19 protein-coding genes and 1 pseudogene are annotated in these 17,341 nt (G+C 62.4%); 13 read left to right on the plus strand and 7 right to left on the minus strand.

Features of this window, described 5'->3' with window-relative positions; all coding sequences use genetic code 11:
- The first annotated feature begins 16 nt into the window (after positions 1-16).
- Together purM and purN are read left to right on the plus strand one after the other, a co-directional pair.
- Positions 17-1,087, plus strand: a complete 1,071-nt coding sequence (gene purM / locus CO676_RS03890) for a phosphoribosylformylglycinamidine cyclo-ligase (protein ID WP_097519716.1) — start codon at positions 17-19, stop codon at positions 1,085-1,087.
- Positions 1,084-1,749 carry a phosphoribosylglycinamide formyltransferase gene (gene purN / locus CO676_RS03895; RefSeq protein WP_097519717.1) on the plus strand — a complete coding sequence of 222 codons (666 nt, stop codon included), beginning with the start codon at positions 1,084-1,086 and terminating at the stop codon, positions 1,747-1,749. The genes purM and purN overlap by 4 nt, the downstream gene beginning before the upstream one ends.
- A gap of 268 nt (positions 1,750-2,017) precedes the next feature.
- Here the strand turns inward: purN and CO676_RS03900 are convergent, their stop codons facing one another.
- Genes CO676_RS03900 through CO676_RS03910 form a run of 3 tightly spaced genes read right to left on the minus strand, consistent with a single transcriptional unit; the run spans position 2,018 to position 5,676 of the window.
- The gene (locus CO676_RS03900; protein WP_097519718.1) at positions 2,018-2,614 is read right to left on the minus strand and encodes an NUDIX domain-containing protein; all 597 of its coding nucleotides are present in this window, start codon (positions 2,612-2,614) and stop codon (positions 2,018-2,020) included.
- Between the two features lie 17 nt (positions 2,615-2,631).
- Positions 2,632-3,525, minus strand: a complete 894-nt coding sequence (locus CO676_RS03905) for a cation diffusion facilitator family transporter (RefSeq protein WP_097519719.1) — start codon at positions 3,523-3,525, stop codon at positions 2,632-2,634.
- Positions 3,526-3,540: 15 nt separating this feature from the next.
- Positions 3,541-5,676 (minus strand): molybdopterin oxidoreductase family protein, encoded by a 2,136-nt coding sequence (locus CO676_RS03910; protein WP_097519720.1) that lies wholly within the window; start codon positions 5,674-5,676, stop codon positions 3,541-3,543.
- Between the two features lie 68 nt (positions 5,677-5,744).
- Here CO676_RS03910 and CO676_RS03915 point away from each other — a divergent pair, with 68 nt between their 5' ends.
- The 4 genes from CO676_RS03915 to CO676_RS03930 are packed head-to-tail and all read left to right on the plus strand — an operon-like array spanning position 5,745 to position 8,412.
- Positions 5,745-6,614, plus strand: a complete 870-nt coding sequence (locus CO676_RS03915) for a 23S rRNA (adenine(2030)-N(6))-methyltransferase RlmJ (protein WP_014761677.1) — start codon at positions 5,745-5,747, stop codon at positions 6,612-6,614.
- Positions 6,615-6,665: 51 nt separating this feature from the next.
- Positions 6,666-7,109 (plus strand): hypothetical protein, encoded by a 444-nt coding sequence (locus CO676_RS03920; protein ID WP_014761676.1) that lies wholly within the window; start codon positions 6,666-6,668, stop codon positions 7,107-7,109.
- A complete protein-coding gene (locus CO676_RS03925) occupies positions 7,091-7,807 on the plus strand; it encodes a ribonuclease T(2) (RefSeq protein ID WP_014761675.1) in 717 nt (238 codons plus the stop codon). The genes CO676_RS03920 and CO676_RS03925 overlap by 19 nt, the downstream gene beginning before the upstream one ends.
- Positions 7,808-7,821: 14 nt before the next feature.
- Entirely contained in the window at positions 7,822-8,412 is a 591-nt protein-coding gene (locus CO676_RS03930; RefSeq protein WP_014761674.1) for a glutathione S-transferase, read from the plus strand.
- A gap of 72 nt (positions 8,413-8,484) precedes the next feature.
- Here the strand turns inward: CO676_RS03930 and CO676_RS03935 are convergent, their stop codons facing one another.
- The gene (locus tag CO676_RS03935) at positions 8,485-9,123 is read right to left on the minus strand and encodes an outer membrane protein (protein ID WP_014761673.1); all 639 of its coding nucleotides are present in this window, start codon (positions 9,121-9,123) and stop codon (positions 8,485-8,487) included.
- Positions 9,124-9,492: 369 nt separating this feature from the next.
- Between CO676_RS03935 and CO676_RS03940 the strand changes: the two genes are divergently transcribed.
- The 5 genes from CO676_RS03940 to CO676_RS03965 all read left to right on the plus strand — a co-directional run bounded on the left by CO676_RS03940 (position 9,493) and on the right by CO676_RS03965 (position 13,818).
- Complete coding sequence (locus tag CO676_RS03940) at positions 9,493-10,257, plus strand: SDR family oxidoreductase (protein ID WP_014761672.1); 765 nt, start codon at positions 9,493-9,495, stop codon at positions 10,255-10,257.
- Positions 10,254-12,275 carry an excinuclease ABC subunit UvrC gene (gene uvrC, locus CO676_RS03945; RefSeq protein WP_014761671.1) on the plus strand — a complete coding sequence of 674 codons (2,022 nt, stop codon included), beginning with the start codon at positions 10,254-10,256 and terminating at the stop codon, positions 12,273-12,275. The genes CO676_RS03940 and uvrC overlap by 4 nt, the downstream gene beginning before the upstream one ends.
- Before the next feature lie 229 nt (positions 12,276-12,504).
- Complete coding sequence (gene pgsA / locus CO676_RS03955) at positions 12,505-13,092, plus strand: CDP-diacylglycerol--glycerol-3-phosphate 3-phosphatidyltransferase (protein ID WP_041413910.1); 588 nt, start codon at positions 12,505-12,507, stop codon at positions 13,090-13,092.
- Positions 13,089-13,349, plus strand: coding sequence for a molybdopterin converting factor subunit 1 (gene moaD, locus CO676_RS03960; RefSeq protein ID WP_014761669.1), 261 nt, complete (start codon positions 13,089-13,091; stop codon positions 13,347-13,349). Before pgsA ends, moaD begins: the two co-directional genes overlap by 4 nt.
- Before the next feature lie 4 nt (positions 13,350-13,353).
- Positions 13,354-13,818 (plus strand): molybdenum cofactor biosynthesis protein MoaE, encoded by a 465-nt coding sequence (locus tag CO676_RS03965; protein WP_097519722.1) that lies wholly within the window; start codon positions 13,354-13,356, stop codon positions 13,816-13,818.
- Positions 13,819-13,820: 2 nt separating this feature from the next.
- Here the strand turns inward: CO676_RS03965 and CO676_RS03970 are convergent.
- Positions 13,821-14,718: pseudogene (locus tag CO676_RS03970) on the minus strand (branched-chain amino acid ABC transporter permease).
- Positions 14,719-14,876: 158 nt separating this feature from the next.
- Here CO676_RS03970 and CO676_RS03975 point away from each other — a divergent pair.
- A complete protein-coding gene (locus CO676_RS03975) occupies positions 14,877-15,437 on the plus strand; it encodes a CGNR zinc finger domain-containing protein (RefSeq protein WP_014761666.1) in 561 nt (186 codons plus the stop codon).
- Positions 15,434-15,937 (plus strand): hypothetical protein, encoded by a 504-nt coding sequence (locus tag CO676_RS03980; RefSeq protein ID WP_014761665.1) that lies wholly within the window; start codon positions 15,434-15,436, stop codon positions 15,935-15,937. The genes CO676_RS03975 and CO676_RS03980 overlap by 4 nt, the downstream gene beginning before the upstream one ends.
- A gap of 131 nt (positions 15,938-16,068) precedes the next feature.
- Here the strand turns inward: CO676_RS03980 and ndk are convergent, their stop codons facing one another.
- Together ndk and CO676_RS03990 are read right to left on the minus strand one after the other, a co-directional pair.
- Positions 16,069-16,491 carry a nucleoside-diphosphate kinase gene (ndk, locus tag CO676_RS03985; RefSeq protein WP_012707487.1) on the minus strand — a complete coding sequence of 141 codons (423 nt, stop codon included), beginning with the start codon at positions 16,489-16,491 and terminating at the stop codon, positions 16,069-16,071.
- 120 nt (positions 16,492-16,611) lie between these two features.
- Entirely contained in the window at positions 16,612-17,301 is a 690-nt protein-coding gene (locus CO676_RS03990) for a glutathione S-transferase family protein (RefSeq protein ID WP_097519723.1), read from the minus strand.
- Positions 17,302-17,341: the final 40 nt, after the last annotated feature.

A 17,341-nucleotide genomic window follows, 5' to 3' on the forward strand; every position in this document is an offset into this window, starting at 1 on the left:
GCCTTGGAGAACGAGCATGAGCCAGTCGGGAAAGAACGGCCTCACCTACAGCGACGCAGGCGTGGATATCGATGCCGGCAACCTGATGGTCGAGAAGATCAAGCCGCATGTGCGCTCGACCCGGCGTCCCGGCGCCGACGGCGAGATCGGCGGCTTCGGCGGCCTCTTCGATCTCAAGGCGGCCGGCTTCACCGATCCGGTCCTCGTCGCCGCGAATGACGGCGTCGGCACCAAGCTCAAGATCGCCATCGACGCCGACAAGCACGACACGGTCGGCATCGACCTGGTGGCCATGTGCGTCAACGACCTCGTCGTGCAGGGCGCCGAGCCCTTGTTCTTCCTCGATTATTTCGCCACCGGCAAGCTCGATCCCGACCAGGGTGCGGCGATCGTCGCCGGCATCGCCGCCGGCTGCCGCGAGGCGGGCTGCGCGCTGATCGGCGGCGAAACGGCCGAGATGCCGGGCATGTATTCCGGCGGCGACTACGACCTTGCCGGCTTTGCCGTCGGCGCGGCCGAGCGCGGACAGCTTCTGCCGGCCGGCGACGTTGCCGAGGGCGACGTCATCCTCGGGCTCGCCTCCTCCGGCGTCCACTCGAACGGCTATTCGCTGGTGCGCAAGATCGTCGCGCTCTCGGGCCTTGCCTGGGACGCGCCGGCGCCGTTCGGCGAGGGTACGCTTGCCGACCTCCTGATGACGCCGACCCGCATCTATGTGAAGCCGCTTCTGAAGGCGATCCGTGAAACCGGTCGGATCAAGGCGCTGGCGCATATCACAGGCGGCGGCTTCCCCGAGAACATTCCGCGCGTGCTGCCGAAGCAGCTGGCCGCCGAAATCGACCTCGACGCCATCAAGCCGCCGGCCGTGTTCTCCTGGCTCGCCAAGACCGGCGGTGTCGGCGCCAATGAGATGCTGCGCACCTTCAATTGCGGCGTCGGCATGATCGCCGTCGTTCCGGCAACGGAAGCCGATAACGTCGCGGCGGTTCTCGCCGCCGAAGGCGAGACTGTCTTCACGCTCGGCCGCATCGTGGCGCGCCAAGAGGGTGCGCCTGGCACGATCTACAAGGGCAGCCTCGCTGTATGAGCATGACCGCAGCCAGCAAGAAAAAGGTCGTCGTCTTCATCTCGGGCGGCGGCTCCAACATGCTGTCGCTGGCAAAGGCCGCGGCCGAGCCGGATTTCCCGGCCGAGATCATTGCCGTCATCTCCGACAAGGCGGAGGCCGGCGGCCTCGCCAAAGCGGCAGCGCTCGGCATCGCGACATCTTCATTCGTGCGCAGGGACTTTCAAAGCAAGGAAGCGCACGAGGCGGCGATCCTCGCGGAACTCGACCGGCTCCAGCCGGACATCATCTGCCTTGCCGGCTACATGCGCTTGCTGTCCGCCGCCTTCATCCAGCGCCACGAAGGCCGGATCCTCAACATCCATCCGTCGCTGCTGCCGCTTTTCCCGGGGCTCAATACGCATCAGCGTGCGCTCGATGCGGGCATGAAGCTCGCCGGCTGCACCGTGCATTTCGTGACCGAAGGCATGGATGACGGCCCGATCATCACGCAGGCCGCCGTTCCGATCATTGCCGGCGACACGCCGGAGACGCTTGCATCGCGCGTTCTGACGGTAGAGCACAAGACCTATCCGCTGGCATTGCGGCTGGTCGCCGAGGGCAAGGTGACGATGCAAGAGGGGCGCGCCGTCAGCCACGCGGTGGGCGAGGCCTCGGGAACGCTCATTTCGCCAGCCATCTGATACCAGTGGCCCTGCTACTCACGCCTTGACGAGGATCGGCGTAGTTAACCCCCTCTGCCCTGCCCTCCTAACTACAGCCCGCGCCTCTGACCGAAAGTAGGTCACTTCGCCGCCGCAAGTCTTCGATCGAGACCGTCAAGGACGCGTCGCGTCAGCGGGGAGGAGGACGTCATGGGTCGCCCGTGTCGTTGAGGAAGACATGAGCGATTTACCGCAGCACGGCGCCGACAAAAAGTGAATTATCGATAATGTATGCTGGATCAAAGGGCTAGCCTGAAAGTGCCGCGCGGTTCAGCATGGCCCATTGCAGGAGCATGATGGTCTTGGCGTCGCAGACTTCGCCGGTGCCGATCATCGCGATGGCCTCCTCGAAGGGGATTTCCAGCACCTCGATGTCTTCGCCCTCATGGGCAAGGCCGCCGCCAGGCGCCACCTTCTTGGAGGTGTCGATGCGGCCGAGAAAGAAACTTGTCCGCTCCGTTATCGAGCCGGGGCTCATATAGGCGTCGAAGAGATGTAGGGCGCTCTCGATGTGATAGCCCGTCTCTTCCATCGCTTCGCGGCAGATCGCCACCTCTGGCGCCTCGCCGTCGAGAAGGCCGGCCGGCGCTTCGATAAGATATCCCGATTCCCCTTGCAGGAAGACGGGAAGGCGAAGCTGGCGGACGAGAACGACCATCTGGCGTTCGGGGTCGAAGAGCAGGATTGTCGCAGCACGGCCATGGTCGTGCACTTCGCGCACGAGTCGCGCAGTGCTGCCATCGGACATCATTTGCTCGAGCGTGATCTGCTCGAGATTGACGAAGCCATTCCAGAGTGTTCGGCGGTCGATAATCCGGAACCGCTGGTCCTCGTGTTTCGTCATTCGAAGTCCCTGTTAGCTCAGTAAACATGTTCGGACGGCGCGCAGCTAATTCGCTCCATCTGCAGGGTCGTATGGTGGAGGTCGAACTCGTCGCGGAGCCGATTCGCTATCGCGCGCCGGACGGCTTCGCCATCCGCCCCTTCTTCAAGCACGGCGTGGGCCGTCAGGGACGGCTGACTCTGCGTAATCGCCCAAAGATGGAGGTCATGCACGGAAGCAACTCCCGGCACAGTGGTGATCGCAGCATGGACATCGGCGAGCCGCATTGCCGCCGGCACCCCTTCCAGCAGGATGTTGACGCAGTCCTTGAGCAGGACCCAGGTGCGCGGAAAGACCATGAATCCGATCCCGACGGCCAACACGGAATCGATCCATTGCAGACCGGTGAGCCAGATGATCGCCGCTCCGATTATTACGGCGAGGGAACCGAGCATGTCCGACCAAACCTCGAGATATGCTCCCTTGACGTTGAGGCTTCGGTCCTTATGAGTCGTCAAAAGCCGCATGGACAGAAGATTGACCACAAGGCCAACCACCGCGATCGCCAGCATACCGCCCGACTGGATCTCCTGCGGCACGGTCAGGCGTTGCCAGGCCTCGTAGAGAATGTAAAAGGCCGCACCGAGAAGCAGCAGCGCATTGAAGGCCGCCGCAAGTATCTCAAAGCGGGCGTAGCCATAGGTCCGGAAGAGATTGGAGGGCCGACGGCCGACATGAATGGCGACGAGCGCAATCGCAAGTGCGGCGGCATCGGTCAGCATGTGCATGGCATCGGAGATCAGCGCGAGGCTGCCGGTGAGGATGCCGCCGCCGACTTCGGCGAGCATGAAGCCGCCCGTCAATGCAAGCGCGCCCCAAAGTCGGGATACCGGCGTATTGCTGACGTCCCCGTGCTGGTGATCTCCGCTCATGACGGACTCCTCGCGCTAGTCAGCCCGGCGCATCCAGACCCGGTTGTCGTGGAACGCCGCACCGCCATAGGGCGCCACCGCATCGGCGCCGGTCAGCACGTTGATCCCCTCGCCGTCGAGATGGGCGCCGTTCGGCCACAGCCCTTCGGCGACAACGACGCCGCGGCGCGCACCGCCGCCGATCCTGGCGTGCAGGCGGAGTTCGCCGCGGTCGTTGCCGAGTTTGACGATGTCGCCGTCGGCGATACCGAGCTCGGCGGCGTCCTCCGCATGGATCATCACCTCCGGGCGCCCTTCCTTCTCGATCGAGGAGGGCGTCTCGGAAAAGGTCGAGTTCAGAAAGGAACGCGCCGGCGAGGTCGCCAGCCGGAACGGATGGCGCTCGTCGGCGACTTCGATCAGATCGATGTGATCAGGGAACTCAGGAAGGCGGCCGTGCGGCCCCTGCGGGCCCATCGACTTCGGCGGCCGATTGGGCGCCGGAGTGCCGGTCCAGTCTGCCTTGAACCGGAACTTGCCATCCGGGTGGCCGAAGCCTTTGAGGAAATGCGCCTCCTCGAAGCCCGGCTGACAATCGAGCCATTTCCTCTCTTTCATCTCTTCGTAGACGATGCCGTAATTGGCGAGCAAACGGTCGATGTGCTGCCGTTCCGAGAGGCCAAAGCCGGGACAGTCGGCGACGCCAAGACGCTTTGCCAGTTCCTCGATGACGAAGAGGTTGGTGCGCACGGTCGGCGGCGGCTCGACGAGCTTCGGGCCGATCAGGATGTGCTGGTGCCCGCCGCCGCGGTAGAGATCGTCATGCTCCAGGAACATCGTCGCCGGCAAAACGATATCGGCGAGCCTAGCCGTATCCGTCATGAACTGTTCGTGCACGGCGACAAACACGTCGTCGCGCAGGAAGCCCCGCCGCACCAGCCGTTGCTCGGGCGCGACATTGACGGGATTGGTGTTCTGGATCAGCAGGGCCGTCACCGGGCCGCGGTGGCGCAGCGCTTCGGCATCGCCCGTCAGCACGCGGCCAATCTGCGACTGATCGAGCATGCGCACATCCGGATCGTGCAAAGCGGTGCCGACGAGTTCGCGCTTGTCGAGCTTGAAAATGTCGTTGTTCGAATGGAAGGCGCCACCGCCCTCATGTTTCCACGACCCAAGCACGGTCGCGAGGGACGCGGCGGCGTGGATAGCGACGGAGCCGTTGCGCTGGCGGGTGAAGCCGTAGCCTAGACGGAAATAGGTTCTCGGCGTCGTCCCAACGAGCTTCGCAAAAGTCTCGATTTCCTCCACGGTCAGACCGGTGATGGCCGATGCCCATTCCGGCCCGCGTGTCTTGAGATGAGCCTCGAGCCCGGCCGGATCGTCGGCGAACTCCGCCATATAGGCGCGATCCGCATAGCCGTCGCGGAAGGCGATATGCATGACAGCGCAGGCGAGCGCAGCATCGGTGCCAGGCTTCAGCACCAGGCCGAGATCGGCCTGCTTGACGGTCGCGTTGTCGTAGACGTCGACGACGACGATCTTGGCGCCGCGCTCCTTGCGCGCCTTGACCGCGTGGGTCATCACGTTTACCTGCGTCGCCACCGCATTGGTGCCCCAGATCACCACGCAGTCGGACTTGGCCATTTCGCGCGGATCCGGACCGCGCAAGGCTCCGGTCGCCATGGTGAAGCCGGTCCAGGCCATGTTGGTGCAGATCGAGCCGAAGAAGCCGGAATAGCGCTTCGCGTGACGCAGCCGCTCGATGGAATCGCGCTGCACCTGCCCCATGGTGCCGGCATAGAAATAGGGCCAGACCGCTTCCGCGCCGTGCTTCTGCTCGGCCTTTACGAATTGGTCGGCGATCTCGTCGAGAGCCGCCTCCCAGGAAATTTCCTGCCAGATCCCCTCGCCCTTGGCGCCGACGCGGCGCTGCGGCACCATCAGCCGCCCCGGATGGTAGATGCGCTCAGCATAGCGGGTCACCTTGGCGCAGATGACGCCCGCCGTATAGCTGTTTGCGGCCGCGCCGCGGACACGACCGATCCGCCCCTCGGCGGTCAGATCCACTTCCAGGGCGCAAGCCGAAGGACAGTCATGCGGACAGACCGAGTGGCCGACCGATTTTTCTGCTCTGATAGGGGTCGCAACGTTCATGGCTTTTCTATATGGCATCCGCCAAGGGGCTCAAAGTCCCATTCGTCATCCATCGAAACAATTGATCACAGCCATCGGCGGCTCTTATGAACTATCGGCACATCTATCACGCGGGCAATTTCGCCGATGTCCTGAAGCACGCGGTGCTGGCGCGGCTCGTCACCTACCTCAAGCAAAAGAACAAGGCCTTCCGCGTGCTGGACACCCATGCCGGCATCGGGCTCTACGATCTGTCGGGCGAGGAGGCGCAGAAGACCGGCGAATGGCGTGAGGGCATCGGAAGGCTGATCGAGGCCGAGCTCCCTGCACCGGTCGCCGCGATCCTCGAGCCCTATCTCGCGGCTGTGCGCGATCTCAATGCGGATGGCGGGCTCAAGCATTATCCCGGCTCGCCCAAGCTTGCCCGCATGCTGTTTCGGCCGCAGGACCGTCTCTCAGCAATGGAACTGCATCCGGACGATTACGAAACGCTGCACCGGCTGTTCGACGGCGATTTCCAGAGCCGGATCACCCGGCTCGACGGCTGGCTGGCGCTCGGTGCCCACCTGCCCCCGAAGGAAAAGCGCGGCCTCGTGCTCGTCGACCCGCCTTTCGAGAAGGAAGGCGAATACGAGCGGATGGCCGAGGGGCTCGCCAAGGCCTATCGCCGGTTTCCAGGCGGCATCTACTGCCTCTGGTATCCGCTGAAGAAAGGCGCACCGATCAAGGAATTCCACGAGGCCCTGAAGGCGTTGGAGATTCCGAAAATGCTGTGCGCCGAGCTTTCGGTCCGCAGCGATCGCGACATCACCGGGCTTGCAGGATCCGGTCTCGTCGTCATCAATCCGCCCTATACGCTCAAGGGCGAACTCGACATCCTGCTGCCCTACCTTAAGGAACGGCTGCGCCAGGATCGTTTCGCGTCCGCACGCTGCTTCTGGCTGCGTGGCGAAGCAGTTCTCAACCGAGGGCCTTGACGGGTAACGCTTAGTGGCTTCAATCTCTTGAGACGATCCAGGGAGGTAGCCATGATTTGCAAGCTTGCCGGAATGCTTCTCTTCTCGCTTTCGCTCGCCGCCGGTGCGGCCAACAGCGCCGCGGCCGCGGATTATGCGGAGGTGCCCGTCGTCCGACACACCTACGACATCGGCGCTTGCGGCAATCCCTCGGTGCTGGGCTTCATTACGCGGCGATTCGACTACAAGGCCGCGAACTATCTTCATGCCAATCTCGCCATTGCCGAGATTCGCGAGTTGGGCCAGAGCCGCTTCGAGCCGCGCGACTATACGCATCTGGTCGAGCGTGAATATTGCTACGGCACTGCCGTAATGAGCGACGGCGTGCGGCGCCCGCTTTGGTATCTGATCGAGCGGCCCTGGGGCTTTGCCGGCGTCGGTTCCAATGTCGAGTTCTGCATCGGCGGCCTCGATCCCTGGTATGTCTACGGCGCCCATTGCTCGTCGCTGCGTTGATTGCGCCAACAAGGCTGCTGCCGGCGTTTCTCGCTTTGTCGGCGATCGCCGGCTGCAGCAATGAAGGCGACAAAAACCCCGGCCCAGGCACGGAGGCCGCGAAAAGCGAGGCATCGGCAAGCGTTCCTATCGGCAAGGGCTTCGACTTCTATGTTCTATCCCTGTCCTGGTCACCGACCTGGTGTCGCGCCAATGACCCGAGGAAAGAATCGGAACAATGCGAGCGTGGCAGCGGTCTGATCGTCCACGGCCTATGGCCGCAGAACGAACGCGGCTATCCGCAATTTTGCGCGACAAGACAATCGGATCGCGTGCCCGAATCGCTCGGCCGGCAATATCTCGACATCGTTCCGTCGATGGGCTTGATCGGCCATCAATGGCGCAAGCACGGAAGTTGTTCCGGCCTCACCCAAGCCGACTATTTTGCCGTCACGCGGGCGGCCCGCGAGCGGCTTGCCCTCCCCGCCGAACTCGCTTCCACAGGTCAAACGCGTGACCTCTCCGTCGCGTCAATCGAGACGGCTTTCGCAGTGAAGAATCCTGGGATGACGAGAGAGATGATCGCTGTTACCTGCGAGGGCCGGCTGATCGAGGAAATCAGAATCTGCTTCGACAAGGAATTGCGTTTCAGGGCCTGCCCTGAAATAGATCGCCGCGCCTGCAGACGGGACGCGGTTCTACTCCCCGCCGCACCATGACAACGGGAAAACGAATGAAGATACTCTACTCGCCCGCCTCGCCCTATTCCAACAAGGTCCGGATGGCCGCCCATCATGTCGGCATCGCCGCGGAAAGCGTTTTGACGGATACCAACGCCAGTCCGCCGGAACTGATCGACAACAACCCGCTGGGGAAAATCCCGACACTGATCACTGCCGATGGCCAGTCGATCTACGACAGCCGGGCGATCATGCATTTCCTTGACCGCGAGACCAAGGGCAAGCTCTATCCGAAGAATGCCGAGAAGCGCACCCAGCTCGAGATCTTCGAGGCGCTCTGCGACGGCATCTGCGACAGCCTCTTGGCGATCGTCTACGAAAAGCGCTTCCATCCGCCGGAAAAAGTGCATCAGCCTTGGATCGACCGGCAATGGGAAAAGGTCGAGCGGGGTCTAGACCATCTCGAAACCAATCTGCCGAAGACCGGCGGCAAACTGAATGCCGGGCATTTCGCGCTCGCCGCCATGCTGCGCTATATCGAGCTGCGCTTTACCGGCGAGTGGCAGAAGGGCCGGCCGAAGCTCAAGAACTGGCCCGCCAAGTTCGAGAAGCACTTTCCGGACTATCCGAAATTCAAGGCCTGAGAATTCAAAACGAAAGTTCAAGGCATGAAAAAGGCCGGGTCGCCCCGGCCTTTTTCGATCCATTTTGTCGGATCAGAACTTGACGCCCATACCGAGGCGGACGCTGTGCTCGTCATAGCCGGACGAGACGGTCGAGCCGCCGGTGCGGAAGTCCTTCGAGGCATAGTCCGTGTAGCGGTACTCGACGCGAGCGGTGACGTTGTCGGTGACGAAGGTTTCGGCACCGGCGCCAGCCGTCCAGCCGACGAGGGTCTTGTCGTCGGAACCTGCCGGGGTCGAGAGCTTGGCATTGCCAAGGGCGAGACCGGCGGTGCCGTATACCAGGACAGGATTCAGATCGACACCGACACGGCCGCGGACCGAGCCATTGACGCCCTGCTTGACGCGGCGACCGCTGGAGTGCGAGTCGTTGCCGGCATAGTTGACGTCGGCTTCGCCACCGTAGACCATCTGGCCGTCCTGCACGTTGTAGCCGCCGTAAAGACCACCGCCAAAGCCGGCTGACGTATTGCCGCCGGTGGCATCGGCTTCGCCGTGATGCCAATTCGCCGTGCCGCCGACATAGGCGCCGGACCAGTTCTTCACGGCCGGTTCGGTATATTCGGCAGCCGGAGCAGCCGGAACCTCGTCGACGGCGTCAGCGGCATGAGCTGCCTGCAAGGCGACCAGGGCGATGGCCGAAGCCATGAGAGTGGTGGTGAGCGTACGCATACTATTCTCCTTTCAGACCGGCGCTCCGAAGCATCTCTTTGGCGTGCTTTATCGGGACACCGGGTATCTACAATTAACCCGTCCGGTTGACCGGAAATTGGATAGAAATTGCGGATTCACAAGAGCTAAAATGTGAAATTTTAGTGGCGCAAGCACGTCCAAAATTTGATGTTGCCTTGGCGACACAGAGGATTTATTAACTATGTTTCAAGATTAACCAAAGATATACTATAAGGATAAAAGTTAATTCAAAATACGCCGTTCGCGTTAATTTTTCCGAAATGAATCGTCCGGGGAGTTTTTCAGTCCCGCCTTTCCAGCCTATATCTTTGTCCGATCGGAACGGGATTCGCAGAACGGGAAAGAACGTTGAAAAGGACATTGAAGGCGGCGCTGGTTACAGGCGGCGCTCGGCGCATCGGCAGGGCAATAGTTGAGGACTTGGCAGCACACGGTTTTGCGGTCGCCATCCACGCGAACGGCTCGTTCGCCGAAGCCGAGGCGCTGGCGGCGAACCTTGGTGCGACGGGCGCCAAAGCCGTCGCGCTTCAAGCAGACCTCACCGATGCGAGCGCGGCGTCGGGCTTGATCGCACAGGCAACGGTAAGGCTCGGTCCCCTCGATCTCCTCGTCAACAACGCCTCGGTCTTCGACAAGGACAGTCTCGAGCAGTTCGACGAGGGGGTCTGGGAGCGGCATTTCGCCCTGCATGTCAAAGCCCCTTCACTGCTCGCCCGCGACTTCGCACGCCAGCGCCCGGCCGATATCTCCGGCCTCATCGTCAATGTCATCGATCAGCGCGTCTGGTCTCCAAATCCCCGCTTTTATTCCTATATGCTCTCCAAGTCAGCGCTCTGGACGGCAACCCAGACGATGGCGCAGGCGCTTGCCCCCGACATACGCGTCAACGGCATCGGACCGGGGCCGACGCTGCCGAACGAACGGCAGGACCGGCGTGATTTCGAGGCGCAGGTGAACGCGCTGATCCTCAGGCGCGGCCCGGCGCTAAACGAGTTCGGACGGGCGATCCGCTTTCTTTTCGACACGCCGTCGGTTACCGGGCAGATGATCGCGCTCGACGGCGGCCAGCACCTTGCCTGGGAGACGCCGGATATTCGGGAGATAGTGGAATGAACGGGCGGACGCCCACGGACGGCGGCATCCTCTACGACGGCAGCGAAACCGATGACGAGGACGATCTCGTCGAGGTCGCGGAGAGCGAACGGCCGGCGCCCGCGGTGGACTGGGCGGAAAGCAAGCCGGATGCGCAAGGGCTCACGGGCGCAGAACTGATCCAGGCCTTCGTCAAGCTGCTGCCGAACGGACCGGGCGTCTACCGGATGTTCAACGGGGCCGGCGACGTGCTCTATGTCGGCAAGGCGCGCAGCCTGAAGAAGCGTGTCGGCAACTACGCCCAGGGCCGCGGCCACTCGAACCGCATCGCGCGGATGGTGCGCGAGACGGCGAACATGGAGTTCGTGACGACGCGGACGGAGATCGAGGCGCTGCTGCTCGAAGCGAACCTGATCAAACGCCTGCGCCCCCGCTTCAACGTGCTTTTGCGCGACGACAAGTCCTTCCCCTATATCGTCGTCACCGGCGACAGCCGAGCACCCGCGCTCTACAAGCATCGCGGCGCGCGTAGCCGCAAGGGCGACTATTTCGGCCCGTTCGCCTCGGCGGGAGCCGTCGGGCGAACCATCAACTCGCTGCAACGGGCCTTTCTTCTCAGAACCTGTACCGACAGCGTCTTCGAAACGCGCACGCGCCCCTGCCTCCTTTACCAGATCAAGCGCTGTTCGGCGCCCTGCACGGGCGAGATCAGCGATCCGGACTATGCGGAACTCGTGCGCGAGGCGAAGGATTTTCTCTCCGGCAAGAGCCAGGCGGTGAAGGCAACGATCGCCGCGGCAATGGCGGAAGCATCGGAAACCCTCGACTTCGAACGGGCGGCGCTCTATCGCGACCGGCTGGCGGCGCTCAGCCATGTCCAGAGCTATCAGGGCATCAACCCGGCCGGTGTCGAGGAGGCGGACGTCTTTGCCATCCACCACGAAGGCGGTATCTCCTGCATCCAGGTGTTCTTCTTCCGCACCGGACAGAACTGGGGCAACCGCGCCTATTTCCCGAAGGCCGACCCGGCGCTCCCGGCCGCCGAAGTGCTCAGCGCCTTCCTGGCGCAGTTCTACGACGACAAGCCCTGCCCGCGGCAGATTCTCCTCTGCGAGGCGGTCGACGAGCAGGAATTGCTCGCCCAGGCGCTCAGCGAGAAGTCCGGCTACAAGGTTTCGATCCTCGTACCGCAACGCGGCGAGAAGAAGGACCTCGTCGAGCACGCGCATGCGAATGCGCGCGAAGCGCATGGCCGCAAGCTGGCGGAAACGGCCTCCCAGTCGCGCCTGCTCGAAGGTTTCGCCGAGACCTTCAAGTTGCCTTCGGTGCCGCGTCGCATCGAAATTTACGACAACTCGCACATCATGGGGACGAATGCCGTCGGCGGCATGGTCGTGGCTGGTCCGGAGGGCTTCGTCAAGGGCCAGTATCGCAAGTTCAACATCAAATCGACGGACATCACGCCGGGCGACGATTTCGGCATGATGCGCGAGGTGATGACGCGGCGCTTCTCGCGTCTCTTGAAAGAAGAAGGTAAGCCGGACCGCTCGACCGAAGCGAGCGAGGAGACGGCCTTTCCGGCCTGGCCCGACGTCATCCTCATCGACGGCGGCCAGGGCCAGATGACGGCCGTTCGGGCCATTCTCAAGGAACTCGACGTCGAGGACTGCGTGACGGCGATCGGCGTCGCCAAGGGCGTCGATCGTGACGCCGGGCGTGAGCGCTTCATCGTCCAAGGAAGGGAAAGCTTCACGCTCCCGCCGCGCGATCCGGTGCTCTATTTCATCCAGCGGCTGCGCGACGAGGCGCATCGCTTCGCGATCGGTTCGCACCGGGCGCGGCGAAAGAAGGAAATGGTGAAGAACCCGCTGGATGAAATCGCCGGCATCGGCCCGACGCGCAAACGGGCGCTTCTCACCCATTTCGGCACCGCCAAGGCGGTTTCCCGCGCCGGCATCAACGACCTGATGGCTGTCAACGGGATCTCGGAGACGGTGGCCCGTCTCGTCTACGAGCATTTTCACGAGGACGCCAAATAAATTCCCCTGGCGGCGCAATTCAGACTGCGTTCAGACGAAATCCGCCAAATATGACAGGAGTTGCGCAATGACCTGTTGACCTTGGGGTCGCAAAGTCATTCTGTACACCTGAAACCCGGAAGGCATGGAAAAGCTGGTGCTTACCCCATGCCGACCGAACGATAAAATCGCGTCGATGACCCTAGCTCGCGGGAAATGGGGGATTGTCGTGTCCAGAGAAACCGAGTCTATGCCAACGCCCATTGCCTACAGCGTTCCGAATCTGCTGACCTATTTCCGTATTCTCATCGTACCGCTGATTGTGCTGTGCTTCTTCATCGAGGGCCGGCTGCACAGTTCCGATTTCGCGCGCTGGACCGCGCTCGTCCTGTTCGTCACCGCCTCGATCACCGATTTCTTCGACGGCTATCTCGCCCGCATATGGAAGCAGACTTCCAATATCGGCCGGATGCTCGACCCGATCGCCGACAAGCTGCTGGTCGCCTCGATCCTGCTGCTCGTCGCCGCCGACGGGACGATCGCCGGCTGGTCGATCTGGGCCGCGATCATCATCCTATGCCGCGAAATCCTCGTTTCGGGTCTCCGCGAATATCTGGCCGCGCTCAAGGTCAGCGTCCCGGTGACGCGGATCGCCAAGTGGAAGACGACCATCCAGATGGTGGCGATCGCCTTTCTGCTTGCCGGTCCCGCCGGCGACAAGATCATGCCCTATATAACGGAAGCGGGTATCGTCCTTCTCTGGATCGCCGCGGCAATCACGCTCTATACCGGCTATGATTACTTCCGCGCCGGCTTGAAGCACGTGGTCAACGAATGAGCACCGTAAACCTCGTCTATTTTTCCTGGGTGCGCGAGCGCATCGGGAAGGCTGAGGAAACGCTGGAACTGCCGGCGGGTATCGTCACGATCGGCGACCTGCTGGCGCATCTGAAGACTCTCGGCGCCGAATATGAATCAGCGCTCGAACACCAGAACGTCATCCGCGCGGCGATCAACCAGGAACATGTCGATCACGGCGAGCCGATCGGCGGCGCCCGCGAGATCGCCCTTTTTCCGCCGATGACGGGCGGCTGAGGCGATGGACGCCCCGGTCACCGTGCGCGTCCAACGCGAAGATTTCGGACTTGCAGCCGAGGTCTCGGCGCTTCACCGCGGGCGGACAGACATCGGTGCGGTGGTCACCTTTTCGGGCTTCTGCCGCGACGAGCAAGGCGCCGTCGACGCGCTCGAACTCGAACACTATCCGGGCATGGCGGAAGCCGAGATCAGCCGGATCTGCCACGAAGCGGTGCAGCGCTTCGGCCTGCAGGCTGCGACGGCCATTCACCGCTTCGGCCGCATCGAGCCCGGTGAGAACATCGTACTGGTGGTAACAGCCTCGCCGCACCGCCAGGCAGCCTTCGAGGGCGCGAATTTCATCATGGATTTTCTGAAAACCTCGGCCCCCTTCTGGAAGAAGGAGCACGGCGCCGACGGCAGCGCCGGCGAATGGGTCAGCGCCAAGGACGCCGACGACGCGGCGCGTGATCGGTGGAACCGCTAAGGTCAGGGAATGATCTTTTCCCGCCGCGTCACGACGAGGACCACGACCAGAAAGCTGAAGATCGCGAAATCCCGCCAGAGGATCGGGCCAATAGGCGCTCCATAGCGTCTCGAGCAGGCCTACGCCGGCGGCGCCGAGGGCTGCGAACAACGGCGCCGTCTGACCGCCGATCGCGGCGATGAACAACACTTTGACGCCGAAGCTCAGGCCCATGCCGAAGTCCATATTGCCATAGTAAGAGGCGGCAAGAATCCCGCAGAAGGCGGCAATCAGCGACGCGACGCCATAGGCGAGAATGTAGACGGTCGAAGGATCGACCCCGCAGAGGGATGCCGCTTCGCGATCCTCCGAGACGGCCCGCCAATAGCGCCCCGCATAGGTATGGCTGAGCAGGAAGTGACCAGCGGTGACCAATGCGGCCATCAGCCCGGTGTTCAGCAATTGCACGACCGTCAGCGTCACGGGAAATGCCGGATCCGGCCAGAAGACGATGACGTGATTAAGGAAGGGCGGCAGCCATAGGCTTCGCGTATCGGACGCGAGCCTGGCCGCTTCCATGAGCACCAGGAGACTGCCGAGCGAGGCAACGACGACGGCATTGGCCGAGGAAAAAGCCAGCGGCCTCATCACATAGCGCCCGGCGATAAGACCCGCACCAAGCCCGAAGATCAGGGCCGCCGCGGCTCCGAGACCCAGCGCCGCCGGCAAGACCAACCACAGCCGGTCCCAGCCGAAATCCGCAAAAAGCACAAACACCTGACCGGCAAAGGCGAAAAGAGCGCCATAGGTCAGGTCGGCCCGCCGCGTCACCGCAAAGGCGATAGCATAGCCGAAGGCGAGTGCCGCATAGAGCGCTGCCACTGGCACGGCGTTGGCGATCTGCTGAAGGAAATAGGCCATCACATTTCCGGTCGGTCGCGGCGATCGGGATCGAGACAATCCAAGAACGAAACCGCATCAATTTCAATTGCAACACGCAGAGGCCAACTTTCCTCTGCGGCTCTAGTGACAGAAGCAATATAACTGGTAAAATGCATTTTACTAGTTAGGATTTTCGCATGAGCTTCACCTGGACCGCGCATCGATTCTCAGGCGGCGCATTGGCGCTGGATGTCGCAAATTCCGTGGTTTTGCGCTTCGACCCGACGCGCCGGATCGATCGTTTCGCGGATGGAGCGGCGATCGACAGCTTTGCCGAAGCCTTCAATCTTTACGGCGCCGAGAAGGAGCGTTTTGGCAGGCTTGGGCCGATCGGGCCTGGAAGGCGGGAGCCGCTGATCGGTCTGCGCGAGGCGACGGATCGGCATTTCCGGGCGCAGGTGCGGGCCGAAGACCGGCCGGAGCTGCTCGCCGATCTGCTCGAGGCGATCACGGCCGTCCTGCGCCAATCATCCGAACGCGGCAAATACATCGCGCTCGACGTCGCCACCGCGCATTCGGCGCTCAGCCTGGCTGCCAATCCGGAGCCCGATCGTCTGAAGATTTGCCCGAACTGCGAATGGCTGTTCCTCGACCGCAGCCGCAACAGGAGCAGGACCTGGTGTGACATGGCGGTTTGCGGCAACCGCACGAAGGCGAAACGCCACTACCGCCGCAACAAAGAGGAAATCCAGCCATGAAAAATGTCATTGCCATCGCCGTTGTCGCGGCGGCGGTACTTGCCGGCTGTCAGCGCGAGACCGGGCCGGACCCGCTGAAGCTGACCGGCAAGATGTTCGTGTTCAACTACCGGCTGGCCTATGCCACCTATACGATCACGCTCAACAAGACCGAGCCGGTCCCCGACGGCAGTATCGTCGTGGCGACCTTCGAGAATCCGGCCGGCGGCGAACCGCTGACGCTGACGCGCAAGCTCTTCCCGAAACTGGACAAGGTGGCGCTGGAGAGCCCCGACATCACCTGTGTGAAGAAGGGAAGGCCCTATGCTGTGACGATTGAAGTCAAGGGACCGGATGGTGCGACGCTGCAAAAGCTGGAAACGACGGTGATGTCCGACCTCGACCAGAGCGTCATGCCGGCGAGGCCGTTGGTCGTCGGTCCAGCTTACGACAAGAATCCGGAAGTCTTCAGGAATGGGCTGGCGCCGACACATTTCGACACGGCAGCCTGCCCGACATAAAGTGCGTCATGCATGTCGTTGTCCCAATACCGCTGCACACTTTTGACGACATGCATAAGAAAAACCGGGGCGTCTCCGCCCCGGTTCGAAGAATCGTTTCAAGCCTTAGGGGCCGAAGCGAAGAAGGTGAATCAGCCGACGATTTCGGTGCCCGCGAACCAGTAGGCGATTTCTTCGGCAGCCGTTTCCGGGCCATCGGACCCGTGAACCGAGTTTTCGCCGATCGACAGCGCATGGACCTTGCGGATGGTGCCTTCGTCGGCGTTGGCCGGGTTGGTGGCGCCCATCACTTCACGGTTCTTGGCAATGGCGTTTTCGCCTTCGAGAACCTGAACGATGGTCGGGCCGGAGGACATGAATTCGACCAGTTCGCCGAAGAACGGGCGTTCCTTGTGGACGGCGTAGAAGCCTTCGGCTTCGCGGCGGCTCATCCAGACGCGCTTCGATGCGACGACGCGCAGGCCGGCGTCTTCGAGCATCTTGGTGATGGCGCCCGTCAGGTTGCGCTTCGTCGCATCCGGCTTGATCATCGAAAAGGTACGTTCAATCGCCATTGGCTCAATTCCCTTGCTCTTGAGAAAGTGGCGGTTCATTAGCCGCCAATGCCACGCAAAACAAGGGGGCCGCGCAAAACAAGGGGGCGCGGCGATGATTCGCCGCTGCAGGGGAGAGTTTCACGCCGCTGTTACGGAGCGGCCGAGGCCATCGTGAAGGTCGAGGCAACGCTCGAACCAGTCCGAAACGACGTCCCCTGTGGCAAGCAGACGATGTGACGAGACGATGCGCGCCCATTGCAGGGCACCGAAAACGATGTAATCGGCAAAGAGTGGAGCGTCGCCGCCGATGAAGGGCTGGAATTTCAACATGTGGCGCAGCGGCTCGAGCTTGGCCGAGAAGGTTTCGAGATCCGCCTGCCCTGCCTCGGCGACCGCTTCGAGCGGCTTGCCGAAGCGCTTCTCGCGGCTTTGCCTGAAATAGGCCTGGTCCACCGGTTCGAGGCTGTCATGGATATCCATGATGGCGATGCGGCCAATGGCAGGATGCAGGGTCGTCTGCGACCAGCCTTCGACCAAGCGGGCCATCGCCTTGCCGCCCTCGCCGCCGAACAGCGTCGGCCGCTCGGGATAGGCTTCCTCCAGATAAAGGGCGATGTCGAAGCTGTCGCTAACGAGTTTTTCGCCATCGCGAAGCAGCGGGACGATCTTCGTCACCCCTTGCTCGAGCTTCGGAATTTCGGTGAAGCCGACAGGCATCACATCGAAGTCGAGGCCCTTGTGCGCGAGCGAGAGCTTGGTCTTCCACACATGCGGAGAAAAGGGGCGCGTCCGTTCGGTACCACAGAGCGCATAAAGTTTGCGGGTCATCTCACCTCCTGATCTGCATATCGCTCGACGCATAGGACGA

The sequence above is a fragment of the Sinorhizobium sp. BJ1 genome, from assembly GCF_002531555.1.
In the GTDB taxonomy this organism is placed as follows: Bacteria; Pseudomonadota; Alphaproteobacteria; order Rhizobiales; family Rhizobiaceae; genus Sinorhizobium; species Sinorhizobium fredii_B.

Coding starts and splice junctions, on each gene's coding strand:
- purM (WP_097519716.1), top strand. CDS start 17: ATGAGCCAGTCGGGAAAGAACGGCCTCACCTACAGCGACGCAGGCGTG.
- purN (WP_097519717.1), top strand. CDS start 1,084: ATGAGCATGACCGCAGCCAGCAAGAAAAAGGTCGTCGTCTTCATCTCG.
- CO676_RS03900 (WP_097519718.1), bottom strand. CDS start 2,614: ATGACGAAACACGAGGACCAGCGGTTCCGGATTATCGACCGCCGAACA.
- CO676_RS03905 (WP_097519719.1), bottom strand. CDS start 3,525: ATGAGCGGAGATCACCAGCACGGGGACGTCAGCAATACGCCGGTATCC.
- CO676_RS03910 (WP_097519720.1), bottom strand. CDS start 5,676: ATGCCATATAGAAAAGCCATGAACGTTGCGACCCCTATCAGAGCAGAA.
- CO676_RS03915 (WP_014761677.1), top strand. CDS start 5,745: ATGAACTATCGGCACATCTATCACGCGGGCAATTTCGCCGATGTCCTG.
- CO676_RS03920 (WP_014761676.1), top strand. CDS start 6,666: ATGATTTGCAAGCTTGCCGGAATGCTTCTCTTCTCGCTTTCGCTCGCC.
- CO676_RS03930 (WP_014761674.1), top strand. CDS start 7,822: ATGAAGATACTCTACTCGCCCGCCTCGCCCTATTCCAACAAGGTCCGG.
- CO676_RS03935 (WP_014761673.1), bottom strand. CDS start 9,123: ATGCGTACGCTCACCACCACTCTCATGGCTTCGGCCATCGCCCTGGTC.
- uvrC (WP_014761671.1), top strand. CDS start 10,254: ATGAACGGGCGGACGCCCACGGACGGCGGCATCCTCTACGACGGCAGC.
- pgsA (WP_041413910.1), top strand. CDS start 12,505: ATGCCAACGCCCATTGCCTACAGCGTTCCGAATCTGCTGACCTATTTC.
- moaD (WP_014761669.1), top strand. CDS start 13,089: ATGAGCACCGTAAACCTCGTCTATTTTTCCTGGGTGCGCGAGCGCATC.
- CO676_RS03965 (WP_097519722.1), top strand. CDS start 13,354: ATGGACGCCCCGGTCACCGTGCGCGTCCAACGCGAAGATTTCGGACTT.
- CO676_RS03975 (WP_014761666.1), top strand. CDS start 14,877: ATGAGCTTCACCTGGACCGCGCATCGATTCTCAGGCGGCGCATTGGCG.
- CO676_RS03980 (WP_014761665.1), top strand. CDS start 15,434: ATGAAAAATGTCATTGCCATCGCCGTTGTCGCGGCGGCGGTACTTGCC.
- ndk (WP_012707487.1), bottom strand. CDS start 16,491: ATGGCGATTGAACGTACCTTTTCGATGATCAAGCCGGATGCGACGAAG.
- CO676_RS03990 (WP_097519723.1), bottom strand. CDS start 17,301: ATGACCCGCAAACTTTATGCGCTCTGTGGTACCGAACGGACGCGCCCC.